Here is a 24461-nt window from a genome sequence, read left to right on the forward strand (position 1 = left end):
CGAGGCTTATGCCTAAGTCACCCTTCTTTAGGTATCCCCATACCTCACCCCGGATAACAAACAGCTGCCCCACGCTTCATTATAGGATGCTCCTTACGAAGTAAAACTATAACAAGCATGGGCGTCTGTAGTTATCATTCCCGGAGTTAGAAATTGGGGATTTCAAAGAAGGGAACAATATCTTTCAAACGCCTTTTCCACGAAAACGAACCCGCCGAGCTTCCACTCCGGCGGTTTCGGTACAAAGTACGGAATTTCCCATGAATCCCGCAAACATCCATGCGAATATTTAAGATTCCTCATCCAATCCATACGAATAAAAGCCGAAACAAACCGAAACAAAGATTTCTTGAACCCTATATAAATTTCCTCACTGCCTAATATATACTTTATTCAGCGACAGCGAACGTTCGTTCGGCGGCAGTGAATACATATTCGGCGGCAGCGAATGATCGTTCGCTGCCACTGAACGAAGAATGTATGCTTATCTTTCAGAGAATAAAACGGTTATAAAGCAAGAATATAAGCAACTCCTTAAACTTATCGCCAACAACTCCCTAAGCAGGCCGACATCATCTCCCTAAGCAGAGGGGGTATCTACTTACTAAGCTGATGGAGGTCTGCTTACTAAGTAGTTTTCCAACTGCTTTCCACGTCCTTTGGAACATTCAAGACATTAACCCTGTTTATCTTGCAACTCTCGTATGATTTCGTCAAGAATGTAGAGATCGCTTTTTAAATGCAAATCTGGTTATTAGGCTCTTGATGGATTAGACGAGCCAAGGCCTCCTCTCGTGTATAATCCCCACGCATATAAAGATCAATCGTACGAATCACACGATCATCAGCTATACCTCCTTCTATCATGGCATAAGCTGACCACAAATTTCGACCTTGACGACAGGCCACTACAAAGAATAAACATTCAGCCAAGCCTCATCCTTATGACGTACCTCGGCTGTACGAAGTGCCCAACGAACCGCCTGTTCTTTCAAGCCCGTAACATAGAACCCGATTCCAAAATCCAGATTAGGTCGGCACCCCCCAGCCAAAGGCTCCTCTATGCGGCAATTACCGCAGAGCTTGCCAAACGGTTGGATATCGCACCAGCAAGAGTTCCGCGATTATTCTATGAGAGCCAGACTTGTGCCGATCCGCATAACAAAAAGACCGGGCTCTACCTTTTCGGCAACCTTTACATCGCCGATGAGTTTATACGAGAGTACGAGTATAAGATGTAGAATAGCTGGCTGTACAAGCTTGGGGACAAGCTTTTCCGCAGGAAAGGCACACTCATATTAAATAAATTCCGGGAACAGGAACTTCTCAGTCTCTAGAGAAGAGATACAACATTCACTCTCTTATTTAGGGCAATAGATTTATAATCATTAAATTTAGGGGGCAGGACGGCTATCGATTAGTAGGCTTGCTTCGTTTTTTTACTTAAACATACAAAAAGGAGTCCGCCCAGACAGGCGAACTCCCCGACTTCTCTCTAACAAATAACGAAAATCACTTCTTATAAGTCTTATAACCATAAACTGCCAAGGAACCTAATTCCTCCTCGATACGAAGCAACTGGTTGTATTTCGCCATACGATCGGAACGGCTCAACGAACCGGTCTTGATCTGTCCGCTGTTGGTAGCTACGGCGATATCGGCGATCGTAGCGTCCTCAGTCTCACCGGAACGGTGGGAAGTCACGGATGTATAGCCATTACGATGGGCCATCTCGATAGCGTCTAAAGTCTCGCTCAACGTACCGATCTGGTTTACCTTGATCAAGATGGAGTTCGCACAACCGTTCTCGATACCTTTCTTCAAGAACTCTACGTTTGTAACGAATAGGTCATCACCTACCAACTGGCATTTTCCACCCAGGGTGGAGGTAAGCATTTGCCAACCGGCCCAGTCGTTTTCGTCCATACCATCCTCGATAGAATCGATCGGATACTTGTTCACCAACTCGCTCAGATAAGCGACTTGTTGCTGGGCGTTACGCTTAGCGCCTTTCCCTCCCTCGAATTTCGTATAATCATAAACACCATCGTGATAAAACTCGGAAGAAGCGCAGTCCATGGCGATCGTCACATCCTTGCCCGGCTCATATCCAGCGGCTTTGATAGCTGCCATGATAGAATTCAAGGCATCTTCCGTACCATCCAATGCCGGGGCGAAACCACCCTCGTCACCTACAGCCGTGCTCAGGCCACGATCGTGCAATACTTTCTTCAACGCATGGAAAACCTCAGCACCCATACGAAGCCCCTCACGGAAACTCCTCGCACCCACCGGACGAATCATGAATTCCTGAAAAGCGATCGGAGCGTCGGAGTGAGAACCTCCATTGATAATGTTCATCATAGGAACCGGCAATACGTAAGTATTTGTTCCACCGATATAACGATATAAAGGCAGATCCAGATAATTAGCCGCTGCCTTCGCAACGGCAAGCGATACACCTAACATAGCGTTAGCTCCTAGATTTGATTTTGTCTTTGTACCATCCAATTCCAGCAACTTATGGTCTATCTCTCTTTGATTCAAGGCGCTCATACCTAAAATAGCGGGAGCAATTACCTTATTTACATTATCCACGGCACGGAGAACACCTTTGCCACCGTAGCGATTCTTATCGCCATCGCGTAACTCGATAGCCTCGTTCTCACCGGTAGAGGCACCAGAAGGTACAGCCGCACGGCCAAATGCGCCGGAAGCCAAATGTACGTCTACTTCTATTGTCGGGTTACCACGTGAATCAAGGATCTCTCTACCTACTACTTTTACAATTTCCATATTACTATATTTATTTTATTAGCCATGCAATGATGTCTTACTTTTCTTTTTCACAAATATAACAATAGCCATGCAAGGAATGTTTGCGGAAGTCTATCGAGTTTTTCAATCTTTAAAGAATATGCCAAAAGCAGTGGTACTAGCGGATAATCACAATGAAATCTACAAAATATCGCCAATGTATACAACGGCCTCGGTAATGACGCTAAAGCAACTGAATCCTATGCTAAATACATAGCTTTGGAAAAAAACAATGTCCCGACATCCGACTATTTTCAATTAGGCATATATTATACAGCGGCAAGCACAGATAGTAGCGATGTTTCCCGTTCCAATGCTTACTTACTGAAAGCCGATAGTCTATTCTATAAACTTCATATTTCTTTACACAGCTATATTTACACTATACCCTAACAACAAAAAAAGCGGTCCGTGTGATACGGACCGCTTTTCTTATATGACTGTAAAAAACTTGCTTATTCAGCTGCCTTTTCCTCGCCAGCTGCATCAGCCGCCGGAGCTTCAGCAACCGCTGCTGTTGATTTTTTACGAGAACGTCTTGTTTTAGGAGCTTTCTTAGCAGCTGTATCCTTCAACATATTTTCGTTGTAGTCTACTAACTCAATAAAGCACATAGCTGCGTTATCACCTAAACGGTTACCAGTCTTGATGATTCTAGTATAACCACCCGGACGATCACCGATCTTCTGAGCGATTTCCTTAAACAACTCTGTTACCGCATATTTGTCTTGCAAATTGCTAAATACCACACGTCTAGAATGAGTTGTATCCTCCTTAGACTTCGTGATAAGTGGTTCTACATACTTACGTAACGCTTTTGCCTTTGCTATCGTAGTAAAGATTCTCTTATGCTTGATCAAAGAACAAGCCATATTCGAAAGCATTGCGTCACGGTGAGTATTTGTACGACCTAAATGATTGAATTTCTTATTATGTCTCATCGTTTACTTACTCTTTATCTAATTTATATTTTGTGATATCCATACCGAATGAAAGGTTCAAACTCTCAAGCAGTTCATCAAGTTCAGTGAGCGACTTCTTACCGAAGTTACGGAATTTCAACAAATCATTCTTATTGAACTTAACCAACTCACCTAATGTTTCAACATCTGCGGCCTTTAAGCAATTCAATGCACGAACGGAAAGGTCCATATCAGCCAGCTTGCTCTTAAGCAACTGACGCATATGAAGTACTTCTTCATCGAACTCTTCATTGCCTTCAGTATCCGCTGTCTCGATCGCAATCTTTTCATCTGAGAACAACATGAAATGATGAATCAGAATCTTCGCCGCTTCCTTCAACGCTTCCTTCGGATGAATAGAACCATCTGTGGCTATTTCAAGAACCAACTTCTCGTAGTCCGTCTTCTGTTCAACACGGAAGTTCTCAATTGAATATTTTACGTTACGTATCGGAGTAAAGATAGAGTCGATAGCGATCACATGTATATCTGCGTTCGGATCTCTATTCTCATCCGCTGGTACATAACCGCGTCCTTTATTAATAGTCAATTCAATCTGGAAACTTGCGGTCGGATCCAAACGGCAAATAACCAAATCAGGATTCAAGATCTCAAATCCAGTCAGTTGCTTACCAATATCACCGGCTTTGAACACTTCCGAACCCGAAACAGTAATACTCACTTTTTCATTCTCGATGTCGTCTACGATATGCTTAAAACGAACTTGCTTCAGATTCAAGATAATGTTTGTCACATCCTCGATAACACCCGGAATTGTACCAAATTCATGGTCAACCCCGTCGATCTTAATGGATGTAATAGCAAAACCTTCAAGTGACGACAGGAGAATACGACGTAAAGCATTACCTATTGTAATACCATAGCCGGGTTCCAACGGACGAAATTCAAACTTTCCGAAGAAATTGTCCGCTTCCAACATTAATACTTTATCGGGTTTTTGAAATGCTAATATCGCCATGGAAATCAATTATTATTTAGAATACAATTCTACGATCAACTGCTCTTTAATGTTTTCAGGAATGTCAGCTCTTTCCGGCAGATGCAGTAATTTTCCGCTCATCGAAGACTGATCCCACTCAATCCAAGGATACTTGCTATGATTGAAACCAGACAATGCGTCGGCAACAACCTCCATGGATTTAGATTTTTCTCTAACACCAATAACTTGACCGGGTTTTACAGAGTAAGAAGGAATGTTTACAACATTTCCGTCTACTGTAATGTGACGATGAGAAACCAACTGACGAGCTGCGGCTCTTGTCGGAGCTATACCCAAACGATAAACCACATTGTCAAGACGGCCCTCTAACAATTGAAGAAGAACCTCACCGGTAATACCTTTAGAGCGTGAAGCTTTTTCGAATAAGTTTCTAAATTGCTTCTCTAATACGCCATAAGTGTATTTTGCTTTTTGCTTCTCACGAAGCTGGATACCGTATTCTGAAGTTTTCCTTTTTCTAGAGTTACCATGTTGTCCAGGAGGATAATTCTTCTTAGAAAGAACTTTATCCGCACCGAATATTGCCTCACCAAACTTACGGGCAATTCTTGTTCTTGGTCCAGTATATCTTGCCATTTTTCTATTTTTTTAATGTTCTGTTTGAATCTGGAACCGTGCAGCCGCGATTACAGAGAGGATAAGGTCAATATGCAATCTATTCACAATTCCGGATTCAATGTTTAAGAAACTATAATTAATTATACTCTTCTTTTTTTCGGAGGACGACATCCGTTATGAGGAAGCGGAGTAACATCAACGATCTCTGTTACCTCGATACCTGCACCATGGATCGTTCTGATAGCGGACTCACGACCGTTACCCGGACCCTTAACGAATACTTTCACCTTTCTTAAACCAAGATCATAAGCTACTTTAGCGCAATCCTGTGCTGCCATCTGAGCTGCATAAGGAGTATTCTTCTTAGAGCTTCTGAATCCCATCTTACCAGCGGAAGACCAGCTGATTACTTGCCCTTCGCTATTCGCTAAAGACACAATAATGTTGTTAAAAGAAGAATGAATATGAGCTTGACCGTAAGCGTCAACTTTTACGTTTCTCTTCTTTGCTGCGACTGTTTTCTTTGCCATATTAACTCTTATTATTTAGTAGCTTTTTTCTTATTTGCAACAGTTTTCTTCTTACCCTTACGAGTACGAGCGTTGTTCTTTGTGCTTTGACCTCTCAAAGGCAAACCAAGACGATGACGAACTCCTCTGTAGCAACCAATATCCATCAGACGCTTAATGTTCAACTGAACTTCTGAACGAAGGTCACCTTCAACCTTGTACTCAGCGCCAATGACTTCACGAACTTTTGCGGCCTGATCGTCTGTCCAATCCTTAACCTTGATATCACGATCAACCCCAGCCTTATCTAATACGGATTTTGCAGCGCTACGACCAATACCATAGATATAAGTCAAAGCGATTTCTCCTCTTTTATTTTGTGGCAAGTCTACACCAACTATTCTTATAGCCATATTACTTACTTAGATTATTTTGCAAAAATAATAAATTATCCTTGACGTTGTTTATACTTAGGATTTTTCTTGTTAATTACGTATAAGCGACCCTTTCTTCTTACTATCTTGCACTCAGGTGTACGCTTCTTTAAAGATGCTCTTACTTTCATATCGTGTTTAATTTTATTTGTATCTAAAAGCAATTCTACCTTTCGATAGATCATACGGAGACATTTCTACTCTCACCTTATCCCCCGGAAGGATCTTAATGTAATGCATACGCATCTTTCCTGAGATATGAGCGGTAATTTCATGTCCATTCTCCAATTCTACACGAAACATTGCGTTTGACAATGCTTCTACAATTACTCCATCTTTCTCTATTGCTGATTGTTTAGCCATATAAATCCAATTAAATTGCGTTTTCTCCTAGAACTTCCTCTAAAAACTTATATGAAGATAAGATCTGGGGGCCATCCGGACGTATAGCGATACAATGCTCAAAATGAGCAGAAGGCTTTCTATCCTTTGTACGAACCGTCCATCCGTCTTTCTCAAATACAACGTTCTTACTTCCCATATTGATCATAGGCTCAATGCAAATACACATTCCGCTACGCAATAACGGTCCGCATCCACGTCTGCCATAATTAGGTACTTCCGGTTCCTCATGCATCTTCCGACCTATACCATGTCCCACCAACTCTCTTACAACAGAGTAACCCTGAGACTCGCAATAAGTCTGAACCGCACTACTAATATCACCTAAACGATGACCTTCAACAGCACATTGGATACCTAAATAAAGTGAATCCTTTGTCGCTTTCAACAATTTCTTCACTTCCAGAGCAACCTCACCGACACAAAAAGTATAAGCGGAATCACCGACAAAACCATTCAATATTGTCCCACAATCCACAGAGATCACGTCACCTTCTTTCAAGATCATCTTAGAAGAAGGGATGCCATGCACCACCTGCTCATTCACTGAAGCACATATTGAATTTGGGAAACCACCATATCCCAAAAAAGCCGGAACAGCACCATTATCTCTAATGAACTCTTCCGCAATCTTATCAAGTTGAAGTGTGGAGACTCCGGGAACAATATATTTAGCAATCTCGCCAAGTGTCTTTCCCACCAGTTGATTAGCCTCACGCATCAACTCAATCTCTTCATCTGTCTTTAAATAGATCATTCTATTAATAAGCGGCAACAGAGCCTGTACGGCCTTTAATTCTTCCTGACTTCAACAAACCGTCATAATGACGCATTAACAAATGACTTTCAACTTGTTGCAATGTATCCAACACCACACCAACCAAAATCAACAAAGATGTACCACCAAAGAATTGGGAGAACTCCATACTTACACCGGCAATTCTAGCGAAAGCAGGCATAATAGCAACCAACGCAAGGAAAAAAGCACCCGGCAAAGTAATACGATCCATTATGGTATCCAAATAGTCTTTGGTATTCTTACCCGGCTTTACACCCGGAATAAAACCATTGTTTCTCTTCAAATCATCTGACATCTGAGTCGGATTGATCGTGATAGCCGTATAGAAATACGTAAACAGGATAATCAACACCGCAAATACGAAGTTATACCAGAATCCCGTATTATCCATGAAAGCAGCCCAAAAACCACTCTGCTCGCCTGTACTAGAGAAACCAACAATAGAGATAGGAATAAACATAATCGCCTGAGCGAAGATGATAGGCATTACATTAGCAGCATTAACCTTTAACGGAATATACTGACGTGCACCACCATATTGCTTATTTCCGATAATTCTTTTCGCATATTGCACGGGCACCTTACGAGTACCTTGTACCAATAAGATAGCACCCGCAATAACAAGCAAAAGGAACAACATCTCAAACAAAAACATAACCAAGCCACCAGTTTTCTCACTTGTTCTAGAAACAAATTCCTGAAACAAAGAATGCGGCAGACGGGCTATAATACCAACTAAAATGATAAATGAAATACCATTTCCAACACCTTTATCTGTAATTCTTTCACCTAGCCATAAGATAAACATACTTCCCGCAGCCAAGATGATCGTAGATGAGATCGTAAACCAAATACCACCCGGTAAAGCAGCACCAGCAGACTTAAGCTGAACGCTCAAATTCACCAAGTAAGTAGGACCTTGGAATAATAAAATCGCTATCGTCAAGTAACGAGTCCACTGATTGATTTTTCTACGGCCACTCTCACCCTCTCTCTGTAATTTTTGAAAAGAAGGAACCGCAATGGCTAACAACTGCATAACAATTGAAGCGGAGATATATGGCATAATTCCTAACGCAAAAATAGATGCGTTAGAAAAGGCTCCACCTGAGAACATATCCAACAGTGCAAGCAATCCGCCTCTTGTCTGCTCCTGTAAAGCGGTCAACGCTTTGGGATCGATACCCGGAAGCACTACATACGTACCAAAACGGTATATAGCCACCAATAAAAGAGTGGTGAGGATCCGATTTCTCAGATCCTCAATCTTCCAGATATTCTTGATTGTTTCAACAGCTCTCATGACTTAGAGTTTAACAACTGTTCCACCTACGGCTTGGATAGCTGCCTCCGCACTCTTAGAAAAAGCGTGAGCCTCGACCTCTAACTTAGCGGTCAAGCTACCGTTACCAAGAATTTTAACCATTTGAGAAGAAGAGATGAAACCAGCCTCCATCAATTCATTAATACCAATCTTAATCAATTGCTTAGCCTCAGCCATTTGTTGCAAGGTATCGATATTAATAGCTTTATATTCCACACGGTTAATATTCTTGAAACCGAATTTAGGCAAACGTCTTTGAATAGGCATCTGACCACCTTCGAAACCAATCTTGTTCTTGTAGCCAGATCTTGATTTGGCTCCTTTATGACCTCTTGTTGAAGTTCCGCCTAATCCAGATCCCGGACCACGTCCGATTCTTTTTCTGGTCTTGGTAGATCCTTCAGCCGGTTTTAAATTTGATAAATTCATATCGTATAATTTATTTTTTCAACCAATTATTACTTTACTACAGAAACCAAATGTTTCACTTTCTCAACCATACCTAAGATCGCCGGATTAGCTTCATGCTCTACAATCTGGTTCATCTTTCTCAGCCCTAGTGCGTCAAGCGTTCTCTTTTGGTCTTTCGGGCATTTAATTCTACTTTTAACTTGCTTTACTTTAATAGTCGCCATAATTTATCCTCCCTAATTAACCTCTAAATACTTTTTCAACAGCAACACCTCTGTTCTGAGCAACATCGAACGGGCTTCGCAACTCACCTAGCGCAGCAATAGTAGCCTTCACCAAGTTATGAGGGTTAGAAGAACCTTTAGATTTTGCCAAAACGTCTGTAATACCTACGCTCTCCAATACAGCACGCATAGCACCACCAGCCTTAACACCGGTACCATGAGATGCTGGTCTAATCAGCACCTGAGCACCACCAAATTTAGCTAACTGTTCGTGAGGGATCGTACCTTTGTGTACCGGTACCTTGATCAAGTTCTTCTTAGCAGCTTCTACACCTTTAGCGATAGCTGTCGTTACCTCACCGGCTTTACCTAATCCCCAGCCAACAATACCATCCTCATTTCCTACTACAACGATAGCAGCAAAACTGAATGTACGTCCACCTTTTGTAACCTTAGTTACACGGTTGATTGCAACCAGTCTGTCCTTCAACTCTAAGTCGTTGGTCGATTTAACTCTATTATTTGCCATCTTCATTAAAATTTAAGGCCGCCGTTACGTGCAGCATCTGCTAATTCTTTAATTCTCCCGTGATACAAGTAACCATTACGGTCAAAAACCACTGTCTGAATGCCAGCTTCTTGAGCGTTCTTAGCTATCAATTCACCAACCTTAGCAGCGATCTCCTTTTTTGGAGCCTTAACATCTAATTTCAAAGATGAAGCAGCAGCTAAAGTCTTGCCTGTAGTATCATCTATCACCTGTGCGTAGATTTGCTTGTTGCTTCTAAACACAGTCAGGCGCGGACGCTCAGTAGTCCCTGAGATTTTGCCGCGTACGCCTGCTTTTATTTTTAATCTTCTTTCTAGCTTCGTTGTCATGATAATTTCAGTTTACGTAGATTACTTACCTGCTGACTTACCAGACTTTCTACGAATCTCTTCACCCACAAACTTAATACCCTTACCTTTATACGGTTCCGGCATTCTGAATGAACGGATCTTCGCGCAAATCTGACCTAATAATTGTTTGTCAGCCGATTCAAGGATAATAAGAGGGTTCTTATTTCTCTCAGACTTCGTCTCAACTTTCACTTCCTTCGGCAACTGCATATAGATATTGTGAGTATAACCTAAAGAAAGATCCAATAACTGACCTGTATTTGAAACACGGTAACCAACGCCTACTAACTCAAGCTCCTTCTTGTATCCCTCTGAACAACCAACAACCATGTTGTTGATCAAAGAGCGATATAAACCGTGTAACGCACGATGATTCTTATCATCAGTCGGTCTTGTTAAATGGATAACTCCGTCTTCCAAAGTAACGTTAATATCAGGATTCACTTCCTGTACAAGTTCACCTTTAGGGCCTTTAACTGTTACTACACTATCCTTAATTGTAACTGTAACACCAGCCGGTACATGAATTGGTAATTTTCCTATTCTTGACATTCTTCTTCCCTCCTAATTAATAAACGTAACATAATACCTCGCCACCGATCTTCAGATCGCGGGCCTCTTTGTCAGTCATCACACCTTTAGAAGTAGAAAGAACGGCAATACCTAAACCATTCAATACTCTTGGCATTTCTTTGTAACCAGTGTACTTACGCAAACCAGGCGTAGAAACTCTCTCTAGTTTCTTAATCGCATTAACTTTGTTTACCAGGTCATACTTCAAGGCAATCTTGATCGTACCTTGAGGACCATCCTCTACAAACTTAAAATTAAGAATGTAGCCCTTGTCGAAAAGGATCTTAGTGATCTCTTTCTTTAAATTTGACGCCGGCACCTCAACAACTCTGTGCTTCGCTTTAATTGCATTACGCAATCTTGTCAAATAATCTGCAATAGGATCTGTCATATAAATAATTAATTAAATTGATCCGGCCACCCGGACAATATTTAAACTAAAAAAACTCTTACCAACTTGCTTTCTTCACACCCGGGATTAAACCATTAGATGCCATTTCACGCAATTGGATACGAGAAATACCGAACTGGCGTACATACCCTTTCGGACGTCCTGTAATCTTACAACGGTTGTGCAAACGTACAGGAGAAGCATTTTTAGGTAAAGCCTGCAAAGCCTCATAGTTACCTTCTGCCTTAAGCTGAGCTCTTTTAGCGGCATACTTAGCAACAAGCTTTGCTCTTTTAACCTCACGGGCCTTCATTGATTCCTTAGCCATAACTACTTAGTCTTTTTTTCCGTTTTTAAAAGGCAATCCAAATTCTCTCAAAAGAGCATAACCTTCTTCATCTGTTTTCGCAGAGGTCACAAAGGTAATATTCATTCCCAATATTTTGGTAATATTATCGATATTTATTTCAGGAAAAATGATTTGTTCCTGAATACCGAGTGTATAATTGCCTCTTCCGTCTAACTTACTCTCAATTCCCTTGAAGTCGCGGATACGAGGAAGAGCGATACGAACAAGTCTCTCTAAGAACTCGTACATCTGCTCACGACGCAATGTCACCATCACACCGATCGGCATCTTCTTACGCAACTTGAAATTTGAAATATCCTTTTTAGATACAGTAGCAACAGCTTTTTGACCAGTGATCGCAGACAACTCGCTGATAGCGATATCGATGATCTTCTTATCAGCCGTAGCCATACCTAACCCCTGATTAATCACGATTTTCTTCAAAACAGGTACCTGCATCACGGATTTGTAACCGAACTCCTTCGTTAAGGCAGGAACAATTCTGTCTTGGTATTCTTTCTTAAGACTGGCAGTATTGCTCATCACTTAATTTCCTCCCCTGATTTTTTAGAATAACGCACTAAAGCACCCTTATCATTCAACTTACGGCCAATACGTGTAGCTTTACCAGATTTTGGGTCAACCACGTTAAGGTTAGAAAGATGAATAGGAGCTTCCTTCTTTTCGATTCCTCCTTGAGGATTCTTCGCATTAGGCTTGGTATGCTTTGATACCACATTAATACCCTCGACAATCGCACGATTATCTTTTACAAGTACCTGTAAAACACGCCCTGTCTTCCCCTTGTCCTCGCCGGCATTAACAAATACTATATCGCCTTTTTTGATATGTAACTTACTCATTACTTTAAATTTTACGAGATTAAAGCACTTCAGGTGCAAGTGATACAATTTTCATGTTTGTTGCACGAAGCTCTCTGGCAACCGGACCGAAAATACGGCTACCACGGATATCGCCACCAGCATTCAATAATACACAAGCATTGTCATCGAAACGGATATAAGAACCATCCGGACGGCGGATCTCTTTCTTAGTACGAACGATGATAGCCTTAGAAACAGCCCCCTTCTTAACGTCACTAGCCGGGATTACACTCTTGATTGCTACTACGATCACATCTCCTACAGTGGCATAACGCTTTCTCGTACCGCCCAAAACACGGATACACAAAGCTTCCTTAGCTCCACTGTTATCTGCTACTACTAGTCTTGATTCTTGTTGTATCATCTTACTTAGCCCTTTCGATTATTTGAACTAATCTCCATCTTTTAGTCTTGCTCAAAGGACGAGTCTCCATAATCTTTACGGTATCGCCAATGTTGCATTCATTATTTTCGTCGTGAGCATGATATTTCTTCGTCTTACTAACGAACTTTCCATAAATGGGGTGCTTTTCCTTCCATTTAATGGCAACCGTGATGCTTTTATCCATCTTATTGCTCGTTACCACGCCCGTTCTCTCTTTTCTTAAATTTCTAGTTTCCATCAGGCTCAATTATTTGTTGTTAAGTTCTCTCTGGCGCAATTCTGTTTTCATGCGCGCAATCAATCTGCGTTGCTGTTTAATCTGAGAAGGATTATCCATAGGCGAGATGCTATGGTTAATCTTCTTCTGATCATAGGCCGCAACCTCTGCATCTACTCTCTCTAGCAACTCTTTCGTGCTTAGTTCTCTAATTTCTGCAATTTTCATAACAATTACGCATTTTGATTTTGCATGTCATAATCACGTCTCACAACAAACTTGGTTGTAACCGGAAGTTTTTGTGCGGCAAGGCGCAACGCTTCCTTAGCGATATCAAAGGAAACACCTTCGATCTCGAAAATCAAACGACCCGGAGTAACAGGCGCAACAAATCCCTCGGGATTACCTTTACCTTTACCCATACGAACCTCTGCTGGCTTCTTCGTGATTGGCTTATCCGGGAAGATACGAACCCAAACCTGACCCTGACGTTGCATATAACGTGTAACAGCAATACGGGCTGCCTCGATCTGACGACCGGTAATCCATTTATTCTCTAATGACTTTATTCCAAAAGAACCGAAGGCCAGCTGGTTGCCACGTTGAGCTTCGCCCTTCATGCGACCTTTCTGCTGTCTTCTGAACTTGGTTTTCTTTGGTTGTAACATCTCTACTTAAATTCTAACGTTTAACGATTAGCTCTTTTTCTCTTGAAGTTCTTGTCTCTGTTGCCACCGGCATTGTCGTTTCTACGGCCTGTTTCCTTGGTAGCAGTGAAAGCAGGAGCAAGATCGCGCTTGCCATAAACCTCACCACGGCAGATCCAAACCTTCACACCCAGCAAACCTACTTTTGTCAAGGCCTCAGCCAAAGCATAGTCGATATCTGCTCTAAGAGTATGCAACGGAGTTCTTCCTTCCTTATACATTTCCGAACGAGCCATTTCAGCACCATTCAAACGACCAGAGATTTGAATCTTTATACCCTCGGCACCCATTCTCATGGTAGAAGCGATAGCCATCTTCACTGCACGACGATATGCGATTTTACCTTCAAGCTGACGTGCGATGTTGTTTGCTACGATAACAGCGTCCAGTTCAGGTCTCTTCACCTCGAAGATGTTGATTTGCACCTCTTTATCTGTGATCTTCTTCAACTCTTCCTTCAACTTATCAACTTCCTGGCCACCCTTACCGATGATGATACCCGGACGTGACGTACAAACAGTGATCGTGATCAACTTAAGCGTACGTTCAATAACGATACGAGATACACTAGCTTTTGCAAGACGGGCATTCAAATATTTACGGATTTTGCTATCTTCCAGCAAAGTATCCCCGTAATTCTTACCGCCATACCAATTGGAATCCCAACCACGGATAATTCCTAAACGATTACTAATCGGATTAACCTTTTGTCCCATCTACAAATTAATTTTGACTATCGTTTTTACTAAGTGTATCAACAAACAGAGTTACGTGGTTCGAGCGTTTACGAATTCTGTAACCTCTTCCTTGAGGAGCCGGACGCATTCTCTTCAACGTAGTAGCGCAATCAACGCTGATTGAAGATACGCACAACTCTCCTGCTTCTGCTTTACGTTCATTTTTCTGTTCCCAGTTTGCGATTGCTGAACGAAGCAATTTTTCTACTCTTGCTGCAGCTTCCTTATTAGAAAACTTCAAAACACCAAGCGCACGGAATACTTCCATACCGCGAATCATGTCTGCTACCAAACGCATCTTACGAGGAGAGGTAGGAACATTGTTCAACTTTGCGAAATACATGGTCTTTTGGGCTTCTTTTCTTGCTTCAGCTGATATTCTTTTTCTAGCACCCATTTTATTCGATTCTTTTTATTTTCAGATTCCTGAATTCCTGTTACTACCGATATTATTTCTTCTTGTTACCGGCGTGACCGCGGAAAGTACGTGTCGGAGAGAATTCTCCCAACTTGTGACCTACCATATTCTCGGTTACGAAAACAGGAATAAATTTATTTCCATTATGAACTGCAATAGTATGGCCTACGAAATCAGGCGAAATCATTGAAGCTCTTGCCCATGTCTTAACTACGGCTTTCTTTCCTGACTCATTCATAGCCAGAACTTTCTTCTCAAGCTTTACATTAATATACGGGCCTTTTTTTAGCGAACGACTCATAGTTTACTTAATTAATCAGATTATTTCTTTCTTCTTTCAATAATATACTTTGAAGAATGCTTCTTAGGAGCTCTAGTCTTCAAGCCCTTAGCATATAAGCCATTACGGGATCTAGGATGACCTCCGGAAGAACGACCTTCACCACCACCCATCGGGTGATCAACCGGGTTCATAACAACACCACGGTTATGAGGACGACGACCTAACCATCTAGAGCGACCGGCCTTACCTGATTTTTCAAGAGCATGGTCTGAGTTGCCAACTGCGCCAATTGTAGCCTTACAAGCCGCAAGAATCTTTCTAGTTTCACCAGAAGGCATCTTAATAATCGCATAAGCGCCTTCCTTTGAAGTCAGCTGAGCGAATGCACCTGCGGAACGTACCATTTTGGCACCCTGTCCAGGACGAAGCTCAATATTGTGAATAATAGTACCAACGGGAATATTTGCCATAGGCAAAGTATTACCTACCTCAGGAGCGGCATCACTACCTGAAACCACTGTTTGGCCAACTTCCAATCCGTTCGGAGCGATGATATAGCTCTTTGCTCCGTCCGCATAATACAACAAAGCGATACGAGATGAACGGTTAGGATCATACTCGATAGACTTTACTGTCGCAGGAATGCCATCTTTGTTTCTCTTGAAATCGATAATTCTGTACTTTTGTTTGTGACCGCCACCGATATAACGCATTGTCATCTTACCAGTGTTGTTACGACCACCTGTACTCTTCTTACCTACTACAAGAGACTTCTCTGGTGTACTTGCAGTGATTTTATCAAATGCACCAATAACTTTGTGTCTCTGCCCCGGTGTCGTGGGCTTTAATTTACGTATTCCCATTTCTCTTTTTAGATATTACTAAAGAAATCAATTGTTTCTCCTTCTTTCAACGTTACGATCGCTTTCTTGAAAGCAGCTTGCTTGCCGTTGATGATACCAGATTTCGTATAACGGCTTTTACGCTTTCCAGAGTAGTTGATGGTGTTAACATCAACTACTGTAACACTGTACATGTCCTCTACAGCTTTCTTAATCTCCAATTTGTTGGCATCAGGAGAAACACGAAAACCATAGCGATTCGGAAATTTCTCTGTGATCGCTGTTTGTTTCTCAGTTACTATAGGCTTAATAATAATTCCCATTATTCTACTCCTTATGCTTTAAAATTTTGTTCAACAACAGCGACTGAACTTTCCGTCAAAACCAAATTAACAGCGTTTAACACAGCATATGTATTTAGTTCAGAAGCAGTTATCACACTTGCCTTCTCTAAATTTCGAGCGGACAAATATACTAAATTATTCTTCTCCGGTAAAACCATAAGTAACTTTTTATCAGCCACTTTCAGGTTTTTAGCAATTGTTATAAATTCTTTAGTCTTAGGAGCTTCCATCGTGAAATCCTCTACGACAACAATCGCATTGTTCTTTGCCTTGTAGCTCAATGCTGACTTACGAGCCAAAGATTTTACTTTCTTGTTCAGCTTGAACTCATAATCACGAGGCTTCGGACCGAATACACGGCCACCACCAACCAACACCGGAGAGTTGATATCACCACGACGTGCGCCACCGCCACCTTTCTGACGGATCAGCTTACGTGTACTACCAGATACCTCGCTTCTCTCTTTCGACTTATGTGTTCCCTGACGTTGATTTGCCAAATACTGCTTTACGTCCAAGTAAATAGCATGATCGTTGGGTTCAATGCCGAAGATCGCATCGTTCAAAGTTACCTTTCTTCCGGTATCTTCACCTTTAATATTAAATACGCTCAGTTCCATTACTTTTCAATTAATAAGATTGAACCTTTTGCTCCTGGAACAGATCCCTTTACCAATAAAAGGTTGTGTTCCGGCATTACCTTGATCACTTGAAGGTTCTGAACGGTTACACGTTCGTTACCCATCTGGCCGCCCATTCGCATACCCTTGAATACTTTCGCAGGGTAAGAACAAGCACCGATAGAACCCGGCTTACGAGCACGGTTATGCTGACCGTGAGTAGTCTGACCTACACCACCAAAACCATGACGTTTTACTACACCTTGGAAACCTTTACCCTTTGATGTACCCACTACATCCACGAAACCTGCGTCTTCCAAGAAGTCTACAGTGATCACGTCACCCAACTTGTACTCAGTTTCGAAATTCTTGAACTCGGCCAAGTGTCTTTGAGGTGCTACACCGGCTTTCTTGAAGTGACCCATCTCAGGCTGTGTCGTGTGCTTCTCTTTCTTCTCTTGGAAACCCAACTGTACAGCTTCATAGCCATCTTTCTCCAAAGTCTTGATCTGTGTAACCACACAAGGACCCACTTCGATAACAGTGCATGGAAGATTTTTTCCCTCGGCACTGAAAACGGATGTCATTCCGATTTTTTTTCCTAATAATCCTGGCATTTCACTAATTGTTAAAAACTTACACTTTAATTTCTACTTCTACACCGCTAGGTAATTCTAGCTTCATCAAAGCATCAACTGTCTTCGCAGTTGAGCTATAGATATCGATTAATCTCTTATAAGAAGAGAGTTCGAACTGCTCACGAGATTTCTTGTTAACGAAAGTAGAGCGGTTCACTGTAAAGATACGTTTGTGCGTAGGAAGAGGTATAGGACCGCTAACGATAGCACCTGTAGCCTTTACCGTCTTTACGATCTTCTCGGCAGACTTGTCTACCAGAGAATAATCGTAAGACTTCAATTTAATTCTGATCTTTTGGCTCATATTTATTATATGTTTCTAAATATTATTTGATCAAATCAACGCGACCTTGAACCTCTGTCAATACTTGCTTAGCGATAGAAGAGGATACCTGAGCGTAGTGTGAGAACTGCATTGAAGATGTAGCGCGACCTGAAGTGATCGTACGCAAAGCTGTCACATAACCGAATGTCTCAGCCAATGGAACCTTAGCCTTCACGATACGAGCGCCCGTACGGCTAGTCTCCATACCCTCAACTTGTCCACGACGCTTGTTCAAGTCACCGATAACATCACCCATGCTCTCTTCCGGAGTAACAACCTCCATCTGCATGATCGGCTCCATCAATACAGGACCTGCCTTAGCGGAAGCATTCTTGAACGCTTGGATAGCGGCGATCTCGAAAGACAACTGGTCGGAGTCTACCGGGTGGAAAGAACCATCGATCAAAGTCACTTTCAACTTATCAAGCGGATAACCAGCCAACACACCATTCTTCATAGCTTTCTCGAAACCCTTCTGTACGGACGGGATGAATTCCTTAGGAACGTTACCACCCTTAACCTCGTCGATGAATTGCAAAGTACCCTCGAAGCTCTCATCTGCCGGTTCCATACGAACGATGATATCAGCGAACTTACCACGACCACCAGATTGCTTCTTATAAACCTCACGAAGCTCAACCGACTGCGTAATAGCCTCCTTGTAAGTAACCTGCGGACGACCTTGGTTACATTCAACCTTGAACTCACGACGCAAACGGTCGATGATGATATCCAAGTGAAGCTCACCCATACCGCTAATAACGGTCTGACCAGTCTCTTCATTTGTCTGTACGCGGAAAGTAGGATCCTCCTCGGCCAACTTAGCCAAGCCCATACCCAGCTTATCCATGTCTTTCTGAGTCTTAGGCTCTACTGCGATACCGATAACCGGTTCCGGGAATTCCATAGACTCCAATGTGATCGGATGGTTTTCGTCGCAAAGCGTATCGCCTGTACGGATATCCTTGAAACCAACACCCGCACCGATATCACCACAACCTATCACCTCCATCGGGTTCTGCTTGTTAGAGTGCATCTGGAACAAACGCGAGATACGTTCTTTCTTTCCTGAACGAGTGTTCAATACGTAAGAACCAGCGTTGATAGAACCTGCGTATACGCGGAAGAAGCACAAACGACCTACATACGGGTCGGTAGCGATCTTAAATGCCAACGCCGTCAACGGCTCCTCGAACAAAGGTTTACGAGTGATTATTTTATCAGGATCTGAAGGATCCGTACCCTCGATAGCCGGAGTATCTTCAGGAGAAGGCAAAAACGCGCAAACTGCATCCAATAAAGTCTGTACACCTTTGTTCTTGAAAGAAGAACCACAAGTCATCGGGTTGATCTGCATAGCCAACGTACCCTTGCGGATAGCAACCATGATCTCCTCTTCCGTGATCGTAGAAGGATCATCGAAGTATTTCTCCATGATAGCGTCGTCGCACTCAGCCAAAGCCTCAAGCATCTTGTCGCGCCATTCCTCAGCCTCAGCTTGCAAGTCTGCCGGGATCTCCTCAACGCTATACTCGGCACCCATCGTCTCGTCGTGCCAGAAGATAGCCTTCATCTTGATCAAATCCACAACACCCTTGAAAGTCTCCTCAGCTCCGATAGGGATCTGGATCGGACAAGGATTAGCTCCTAATACGTCCTTCAACTGACGTACTACCTCATAGTAGTTGGCACCCGAACGGTCCATCTTGTTGACGTAACCGATACGAGGTACATTATATTTATCAGCCTGACGCCATACAGTCTCAGACTGGGGCTCAACACCACCTACAGCACAGAATGTAGCAACAGCACCATCCAATACACGAAGAGAACGTTCAACCTCAACCGTGAAGTCTACGTGTCCCGGAGTGTCAATCAAGTTGATTTTATAACGGTTGCCCAAATAGTTCCAGAATGTAGTCGTAGCAGCGGAAGTAATCGTGATACCACGCTCCTGCTCCTGCTCCATCCAGTCCATTGTAGCAGTACCATCATGAGTCTCACCGATCTTGTGTGTCAAACCTGTGTAAAACAAGATACGCTCGGAAGTCGTTGTCTTACCAGCGTCAATGTGAGCCATGATACCAATGTTCCTAGTGAACATCAATTGCTTATCGTTGTTTGCCATATTCTTTTTATTGCCTTAAAAAATTAAAATCTGAAGTGAGCGAACGCACGGTTAGCCTCAGCCATACGGTGCATATCTTCTTTTCTTTTGAATGCGCCACCTTGGTTATTGAAAGCGTCTACAATCTCTGCAGACAACTTGTCAGCCATAGTCTTACCTCCACGTTTACGTGCGAAGATAATAAGGTTCTTCATAGAAATTGACTCTTTACGATCCGGGCGGATTTCAGTAGGGACTTGGAATGTAGCACCACCTACACGGCGTGACTTAACTTCGACTTGAGGAGTAATGTTATCAAGCGCAGCTTTCCAAATTTCGAGAGCGGACTTTTCCTCGTTAGGCAATTTGCCCTTAACGGTTTCCAAAGCGGAATAGAAAATTTCGAAGGCAGTATTTTTCTTGCCATCATACATCAAATGGTTAACGAATCTCGTAACCTTTACATCACCGAAAACAGGATCCGGAAGGATCTGTCTTTTCTTTGGTTTTGCTTTTCTCATTTTGTTTTCAAAAATTTGTTCTTGTTGTTGGTTGCCTTCAATTTGTCTTCAACGGTTCCGCTGAACCATTTACTCAACCTTATAGCCTATCCAAATAACTCAAACCTGTTTTAATACTTAAATTTAAATCTCAGTTTGAAGGCATGTAATTAATTACTTCTTCTTACCTTTTGCGGCAGCTGCTGCTTGACCCGGTTTCGGACGCTTAGCTCCATATTTGGAACGTCTTTGCGTACGGCCGTTAACACCCGCTGTATCCAACGTACCACGTACGATGTGATAACGCACACCCGGAAGGTCCTTTACACGACCACCACGTACCAATACGATAGAGTGCTCTTGCAAGTTATGTCCTTCTCCCGGAATATAGGAGTTAACTTCCTTACCATTTGTCAAACGTACTCTCGCTACTTTACGCATTGCAGAGTTAGGTTTCTTCGGAGTCGTAGTGTAAACACGTACGCAAACGCCACGTCTTTGAGGACAAGCGTCCAATGCGGGTGATTTACCCTTCTCCACCAAAGTTTCCCTTCCTTTTCTAACTAATTGCTGAATTGTAGGCATTTCTTTCTTTTTTTAAACTTTGAATGTGTTATTATTATTATCTAATCATTTCCTATTTCGAGCCGCAAAGTTACGCATTATTTTCGGACAATCAATAAGTTGCGCCTGTTTTTCTCGTACACTCCGCACTTAAAACGGTGCAAAGGTACATATTTGTTCCCGTTTGGCAAGGCAGACTCTAGTCGTATTTATTAATATTTAACATTTACTTTCCCTATTTACCTCACCACCACATAAAGCGACTGGTGGCGAGTACCAATATCTCGCAATTTACCCTCTTCGACAAGTTGATGCAAACGGCGGCTGGCAGTACTACTCGTCAGGCCGCAAAGCCGCTGGAAGGCGGCACGTGTCATATACTCATGTTCGGCGAAATAACCTTCGAGCAGGTGGGCGAGACGATCTGGCGCTAGTTGCCGAGAATGAGATTTGTACTTGGCCCGTTCCAATGTCATCGTCTTCAAGCTATCCTTCAACTCCACCTCGGGACGGAAAGCGACGGATTTGAAACGTATGGACTCCGCACGTACCTCATGCGTGGATTGTACGGCCGGGCATTGCAGCGTGACTTGCAAATAGCCCAGCCCTTCGATATGCACACGCTTTCCCTCACGCAGATATTCGATAGTCACCTCACTTAAGGAAATAAGCACGGCGGCCACATCCGCCGGGGTGACAGTACATCGATTGTGGATACGTTTAGCCAGATCGTTAGTATCGATTGTACCAGATGGTACAATACGTGCGTGATAACGAGGATGCACCGTACTATCCTTGGATACCGGGGTCTTGTAAAAGTCATATTTTGCAGCCATATATTTAGTATGAGATTAAAAGGTTATTCACAGAAACATCGTATGCCATTAGTCATTTCACAAGGGTGATATGATCGTTTCACAAGGGTGAAACGATCTTTTCATGGTTGTGATACGTTCTTTTCACAGAGGTGAAAAGATTATAGATACATGACAAAGATACTACATCTACACCAACAAAACTAGAGTTCTTCCAAATATTTGCGGCAGATTACTTTTATTTGAATCTTTTCTCCAGCTCCTCGTCCGTCAGCATGGAAATGATCGTCTTCCCGCCTGGGGTCAAGTTCGAGTCCGGACAAGAGAACAGGGAGGCGATCAGATGATCCATCTCTTCCGGGGATAAGGATTTGCCGGGACGGATAGCGGCAGCCTTCGCTAAAGACAAGGCGATGGCTTCGCAGATCTTCTCATGTACTTCGCATCCGGTCTCGATCGCCCGGCCCACGATATCCTTTACCAAGTTCACCGGATCAAGGTTTTCTATACCGGCAGGCAGGCCATTGATGGCATAATTGTCATTTCCCAGATTGCTCAGATCAAAGCCGACGAAGCGCAAATCTTCCAATAAGGAGGGCAGTACAGCCGCCTCGGCAGCGGTAAACTCTACAATCTCCGGGAATAGGACTTGTTGGGAGACACCTTGTTGCTGACGGATATTTGACAGATATTGGTCAAACAAGATGCGCACATGCGCACGATGCTGGTCAATAATAGCCAAGCCCGATTTCAAGGAAGTCACGATATATCTCCCTTTATATTGATAACAAGGATTACTTACCTCCGCGAACAGGTTTTCCGGATTAGAAGCCTCGGCCGGCAATTCCTCGACAGGGGCATCCTCGAAAGTCTCGGACTCCAGTTGGACAGCCACCCGGTCGTTCTCAAACCCTTGATATAATTTAGACCAATCGAATTCCGGTTTCTTGTAAGAGGTAGTGTTAAACGGATTATAACTGGAATCCACTTGCACCTTCGGGGCCTTATAAGTACTAGGCTCACTTTTCTTAACCGGGTTGTAAACAGGAATATCGATCGCGTCCTCCACGTCGAAATCAATCGTAGGAATAGCGCTCGATTTAGCCAATGCCTCCCGGGTAGCGGCCATCAAGATCTGCCAAATCGGTTGCTCGTTCTCAAACTTAATCTCGGTCTTCGTCGGATGGATATTGACATCGATCGAAGAGGGATCCAACGTGAAATAAACAAAATAATTCGGCATATCCCCGGCGGGGATCAATTGCTCATAAGCCTGCATGATCGCCTTATGGAAATAAGGATGTTTCATATAACGGCCATTCACGAAAAAGAACTGCAATGCCCCCCGCTTCTTCGCCGAGTCCGGACGTCCCACGAAGCCGGAAATAGTCACCATGGAACTCTGCGCATCCAAAGAGAGCAACTTTTGGTTCAGATTCTTACCGTATATATTAATGATGCGCTGACGCAAGCCCGACTCGGGCAGATTGAATATCTCTGCGTCATTATGATAAAGAGACATCCCCACCTGTGGATTCACCAAGGCGATTCGCTCGAACTCATTGATGATATTCCGGAATTCCGTCTCATTCGACTTCAAGAATTTCCGGCGGGCGGGAACATTGAAGAAAAGATTCTTCACCGAGAAGATACTTCCCTCGTTACAAGCCTCCGGCTCAATATTCTCCAAATTGGAACCCGCAATGGATAGATAGGTGCCAAGCTCTGCCCCCCTAGCCCGGGTACGCAACTCGATATGGGCGACAGCGGCGATAGAGGCCAATGCCTCACCCCGGAAGCCCATCGTATGCAAAGAGAATAAATCCTCGGCCGTAGAGATCTTAGATGTAGCGTGGCGCTCAAAAGCCATGCGGGCATCCGTCTCGGACATACCTTTCCCGTCATCGATCACCTGTACCAATGTCTTGCCCGCATCCTTTATGTTCACCTGGATATTGGAAGCGCCAGCGTCCACCGCATTCTCGACCAACTCTTTAACGACAGAAGCCGGACGTTGGATCACCTCTCCCGCCGCAATTTGGTTGGCAATATGGTCTGGAAGTAAATGAATGATATCGCTCATTACCAAAACAAATACCAAAAGAAAGCAGCCAAGACCGCCAAGGCCACCGCCAGTTTCACATTCTTATACCTACGAGCCCGGGAATCCTCGCCTCGCCCCACGCTTTTCTTCAGATGCGAGGTCCCTTCAATGAAAGTTCCCTTGATATGCGGCTTATATTCCTCCAACGGTTCCTCTACACCCATTTCACGTTTGACCTTGCTTATACGTTCCTCCAAGGCTTCCTTATGAGGGTCCCAATAAATAGGCTTATGATCAAATTGACGCGGCTTACGCATGTTATAAAACGAGAAAAGTGCCATAGCTTTACCTAATTAA

38 protein-coding genes and 1 pseudogene are annotated in these 24461 nt (G+C 43.1%); 1 reads left to right on the forward strand and 38 read right to left on the reverse strand.

The window, feature by feature from the left end:
* Positions 1-738: 738 nt before the first annotated feature.
* A pseudogene (locus tag E5342_RS20295) lies at positions 739-1064 on the reverse strand (DUF3990 domain-containing protein); the annotation flags it as partial.
* Between E5342_RS20295 and E5342_RS19615 the strand changes: the two are divergent.
* Positions 945-1241 carry a hypothetical protein gene (locus tag E5342_RS19615; protein ID WP_202036763.1) on the forward strand — a complete coding sequence of 99 codons (297 nt, stop codon included), beginning with the start codon at positions 945-947 and terminating at the stop codon, positions 1239-1241. The pseudogene E5342_RS20295 and the gene E5342_RS19615 overlap by 120 nt on opposite strands.
* Positions 1242-1512: 271 nt before the next feature.
* Here the strand turns inward: E5342_RS19615 and eno are convergent, their stop codons facing one another.
* The 37 genes from eno to E5342_RS07035 form a co-directional block, all read right to left on the reverse strand.
* Positions 1513-2796: a phosphopyruvate hydratase gene (eno, locus tag E5342_RS06855; protein ID WP_121735832.1), complete on the reverse strand. Its 1284-nt coding sequence runs from the start codon at positions 2794-2796 to the stop codon at positions 1513-1515.
* Positions 2797-3272: 476 nt separating this feature from the next.
* Positions 3273-3758 carry a 50S ribosomal protein L17 gene (gene rplQ / locus E5342_RS06860; protein ID WP_135959103.1) on the reverse strand — a complete coding sequence of 162 codons (486 nt, stop codon included), beginning with the start codon at positions 3756-3758 and terminating at the stop codon, positions 3273-3275.
* A gap of 7 nt (positions 3759-3765) precedes the next feature.
* Complete coding sequence (locus E5342_RS06865; protein ID WP_005854014.1) at positions 3766-4758, reverse strand: DNA-directed RNA polymerase subunit alpha; 993 nt, start codon at positions 4756-4758, stop codon at positions 3766-3768.
* A gap of 12 nt (positions 4759-4770) precedes the next feature.
* Entirely contained in the window at positions 4771-5376 is a 606-nt protein-coding gene (gene rpsD / locus E5342_RS06870; RefSeq protein WP_121735830.1) for a 30S ribosomal protein S4, read from the reverse strand.
* 122 nt (positions 5377-5498) lie between these two features.
* The gene (rpsK, locus tag E5342_RS06875; protein ID WP_005634781.1) at positions 5499-5888 is read right to left on the reverse strand and encodes a 30S ribosomal protein S11; all 390 of its coding nucleotides are present in this window, start codon (positions 5886-5888) and stop codon (positions 5499-5501) included.
* Between the two features lie 11 nt (positions 5889-5899).
* On the reverse strand, positions 5900-6280 hold the full coding sequence (gene rpsM, locus E5342_RS06880; protein ID WP_005854010.1) for a 30S ribosomal protein S13: 381 nt from the start codon (positions 6278-6280) through the stop codon (positions 5900-5902).
* Positions 6281-6315: 35 nt separating this feature from the next.
* Positions 6316-6432 (reverse strand): type B 50S ribosomal protein L36, encoded by a 117-nt coding sequence (ykgO, locus tag E5342_RS06885; protein WP_005645768.1) that lies wholly within the window; start codon positions 6430-6432, stop codon positions 6316-6318.
* Positions 6433-6445: 13 nt separating this feature from the next.
* Complete coding sequence (gene infA, locus E5342_RS06890) at positions 6446-6664, reverse strand: translation initiation factor IF-1 (protein WP_005854007.1); 219 nt, start codon at positions 6662-6664, stop codon at positions 6446-6448.
* A 10-nt stretch (positions 6665-6674) separates the two neighbouring features.
* Positions 6675-7460 (reverse strand): type I methionyl aminopeptidase, encoded by a 786-nt coding sequence (gene map / locus E5342_RS06895; protein WP_121735829.1) that lies wholly within the window; start codon positions 7458-7460, stop codon positions 6675-6677.
* Positions 7461-7464: 4 nt separating this feature from the next.
* Positions 7465-8805 carry a preprotein translocase subunit SecY gene (secY, locus tag E5342_RS06900; protein ID WP_121735828.1) on the reverse strand — a complete coding sequence of 447 codons (1341 nt, stop codon included), beginning with the start codon at positions 8803-8805 and terminating at the stop codon, positions 7465-7467.
* Between the two features lie 3 nt (positions 8806-8808).
* The gene (gene rplO / locus E5342_RS06905; protein WP_121735827.1) at positions 8809-9255 is read right to left on the reverse strand and encodes a 50S ribosomal protein L15; all 447 of its coding nucleotides are present in this window, start codon (positions 9253-9255) and stop codon (positions 8809-8811) included.
* Between the two features lie 29 nt (positions 9256-9284).
* A complete protein-coding gene (rpmD, locus tag E5342_RS06910; RefSeq protein WP_121735826.1) occupies positions 9285-9461 on the reverse strand; it encodes a 50S ribosomal protein L30 in 177 nt (58 codons plus the stop codon).
* A 16-nt stretch (positions 9462-9477) separates the two neighbouring features.
* On the reverse strand, positions 9478-9996 hold the full coding sequence (gene rpsE, locus E5342_RS06915) for a 30S ribosomal protein S5 (RefSeq protein ID WP_008773758.1): 519 nt from the start codon (positions 9994-9996) through the stop codon (positions 9478-9480).
* The gene (gene rplR, locus E5342_RS06920; RefSeq protein ID WP_121735825.1) at positions 9996-10340 is read right to left on the reverse strand and encodes a 50S ribosomal protein L18; all 345 of its coding nucleotides are present in this window, start codon (positions 10338-10340) and stop codon (positions 9996-9998) included. Before rplR ends, rpsE begins: the two co-directional genes overlap by 1 nt.
* Before the next feature lie 21 nt (positions 10341-10361).
* On the reverse strand, positions 10362-10913 hold the full coding sequence (gene rplF / locus E5342_RS06925) for a 50S ribosomal protein L6 (protein ID WP_121735824.1): 552 nt from the start codon (positions 10911-10913) through the stop codon (positions 10362-10364).
* 16 nt (positions 10914-10929) lie between these two features.
* Positions 10930-11325: a 30S ribosomal protein S8 gene (gene rpsH, locus E5342_RS06930; protein ID WP_005634758.1), complete on the reverse strand. Its 396-nt coding sequence runs from the start codon at positions 11323-11325 to the stop codon at positions 10930-10932.
* A gap of 58 nt (positions 11326-11383) precedes the next feature.
* A complete protein-coding gene (gene rpsN / locus E5342_RS06935) occupies positions 11384-11653 on the reverse strand; it encodes a 30S ribosomal protein S14 (protein ID WP_005853988.1) in 270 nt (89 codons plus the stop codon).
* Between the two features lie 6 nt (positions 11654-11659).
* On the reverse strand, positions 11660-12217 hold the full coding sequence (gene rplE / locus E5342_RS06940; protein ID WP_121735823.1) for a 50S ribosomal protein L5: 558 nt from the start codon (positions 12215-12217) through the stop codon (positions 11660-11662).
* The gene (gene rplX, locus E5342_RS06945) at positions 12217-12537 is read right to left on the reverse strand and encodes a 50S ribosomal protein L24 (RefSeq protein ID WP_121735847.1); all 321 of its coding nucleotides are present in this window, start codon (positions 12535-12537) and stop codon (positions 12217-12219) included. Before rplX ends, rplE begins: the two co-directional genes overlap by 1 nt.
* Positions 12538-12556: 19 nt before the next feature.
* Positions 12557-12922: a 50S ribosomal protein L14 gene (gene rplN / locus E5342_RS06950; protein WP_005853982.1), complete on the reverse strand. Its 366-nt coding sequence runs from the start codon at positions 12920-12922 to the stop codon at positions 12557-12559.
* A gap of 1 nt (position 12923) precedes the next feature.
* Positions 12924-13181 carry a 30S ribosomal protein S17 gene (gene rpsQ, locus E5342_RS06955; protein WP_008773759.1) on the reverse strand — a complete coding sequence of 86 codons (258 nt, stop codon included), beginning with the start codon at positions 13179-13181 and terminating at the stop codon, positions 12924-12926.
* Positions 13182-13190: 9 nt separating this feature from the next.
* Positions 13191-13388, reverse strand: coding sequence for a 50S ribosomal protein L29 (gene rpmC, locus E5342_RS06960; RefSeq protein WP_005853979.1), 198 nt, complete (start codon positions 13386-13388; stop codon positions 13191-13193).
* 5 nt (positions 13389-13393) lie between these two features.
* Positions 13394-13828 carry a 50S ribosomal protein L16 gene (gene rplP / locus E5342_RS06965; protein ID WP_121735822.1) on the reverse strand — a complete coding sequence of 145 codons (435 nt, stop codon included), beginning with the start codon at positions 13826-13828 and terminating at the stop codon, positions 13394-13396.
* 20 nt (positions 13829-13848) lie between these two features.
* Complete coding sequence (gene rpsC / locus E5342_RS06970) at positions 13849-14583, reverse strand: 30S ribosomal protein S3 (protein ID WP_121735821.1); 735 nt, start codon at positions 14581-14583, stop codon at positions 13849-13851.
* A gap of 7 nt (positions 14584-14590) precedes the next feature.
* A complete protein-coding gene (gene rplV / locus E5342_RS06975; RefSeq protein WP_005853972.1) occupies positions 14591-15001 on the reverse strand; it encodes a 50S ribosomal protein L22 in 411 nt (136 codons plus the stop codon).
* A gap of 52 nt (positions 15002-15053) precedes the next feature.
* Entirely contained in the window at positions 15054-15323 is a 270-nt protein-coding gene (rpsS, locus tag E5342_RS06980; protein WP_005634738.1) for a 30S ribosomal protein S19, read from the reverse strand.
* A gap of 20 nt (positions 15324-15343) precedes the next feature.
* Positions 15344-16168 carry a 50S ribosomal protein L2 gene (rplB, locus tag E5342_RS06985; RefSeq protein ID WP_121735819.1) on the reverse strand — a complete coding sequence of 275 codons (825 nt, stop codon included), beginning with the start codon at positions 16166-16168 and terminating at the stop codon, positions 15344-15346.
* 8 nt (positions 16169-16176) lie between these two features.
* Entirely contained in the window at positions 16177-16470 is a 294-nt protein-coding gene (rplW, locus tag E5342_RS06990; RefSeq protein ID WP_005853968.1) for a 50S ribosomal protein L23, read from the reverse strand.
* Positions 16471-16481: 11 nt separating this feature from the next.
* Positions 16482-17111, reverse strand: coding sequence for a 50S ribosomal protein L4 (gene rplD / locus E5342_RS06995; RefSeq protein WP_005853966.1), 630 nt, complete (start codon positions 17109-17111; stop codon positions 16482-16484).
* A complete protein-coding gene (rplC, locus tag E5342_RS07000; protein ID WP_005853963.1) occupies positions 17111-17728 on the reverse strand; it encodes a 50S ribosomal protein L3 in 618 nt (205 codons plus the stop codon). Before rplC ends, rplD begins: the two co-directional genes overlap by 1 nt.
* A 19-nt stretch (positions 17729-17747) precedes the next feature.
* A complete protein-coding gene (gene rpsJ / locus E5342_RS07005) occupies positions 17748-18053 on the reverse strand; it encodes a 30S ribosomal protein S10 (protein ID WP_005853961.1) in 306 nt (101 codons plus the stop codon).
* A 22-nt stretch (positions 18054-18075) separates the two neighbouring features.
* Positions 18076-20202, reverse strand: coding sequence for an elongation factor G (fusA, locus tag E5342_RS07010; protein WP_121735818.1), 2127 nt, complete (start codon positions 20200-20202; stop codon positions 18076-18078).
* A 23-nt stretch (positions 20203-20225) separates the two neighbouring features.
* Positions 20226-20702, reverse strand: a complete 477-nt coding sequence (gene rpsG, locus E5342_RS07015; protein WP_005853957.1) for a 30S ribosomal protein S7 — start codon at positions 20700-20702, stop codon at positions 20226-20228.
* A gap of 153 nt (positions 20703-20855) precedes the next feature.
* On the reverse strand, positions 20856-21266 hold the full coding sequence (rpsL, locus tag E5342_RS07020; protein ID WP_005853956.1) for a 30S ribosomal protein S12: 411 nt from the start codon (positions 21264-21266) through the stop codon (positions 20856-20858).
* A 218-nt stretch (positions 21267-21484) separates the two neighbouring features.
* A complete protein-coding gene (locus tag E5342_RS07025; protein WP_121735817.1) occupies positions 21485-22081 on the reverse strand; it encodes an HU family DNA-binding protein in 597 nt (198 codons plus the stop codon).
* Between the two features lie 217 nt (positions 22082-22298).
* Complete coding sequence (mutL, locus tag E5342_RS07030; RefSeq protein ID WP_135959104.1) at positions 22299-24143, reverse strand: DNA mismatch repair endonuclease MutL; 1845 nt, start codon at positions 24141-24143, stop codon at positions 22299-22301.
* Positions 24143-24445 carry a hypothetical protein gene (locus tag E5342_RS07035; protein WP_005853948.1) on the reverse strand — a complete coding sequence of 101 codons (303 nt, stop codon included), beginning with the start codon at positions 24443-24445 and terminating at the stop codon, positions 24143-24145. The genes mutL and E5342_RS07035 overlap by 1 nt, the downstream gene beginning before the upstream one ends.
* Positions 24446-24461: the final 16 nt, after the last annotated feature.

It is taken from the genome of Parabacteroides distasonis, from assembly GCF_004793765.1.
GTDB classification, from domain to species: Bacteria; Bacteroidota; Bacteroidia; order Bacteroidales; family Tannerellaceae; genus Parabacteroides; species Parabacteroides distasonis_A.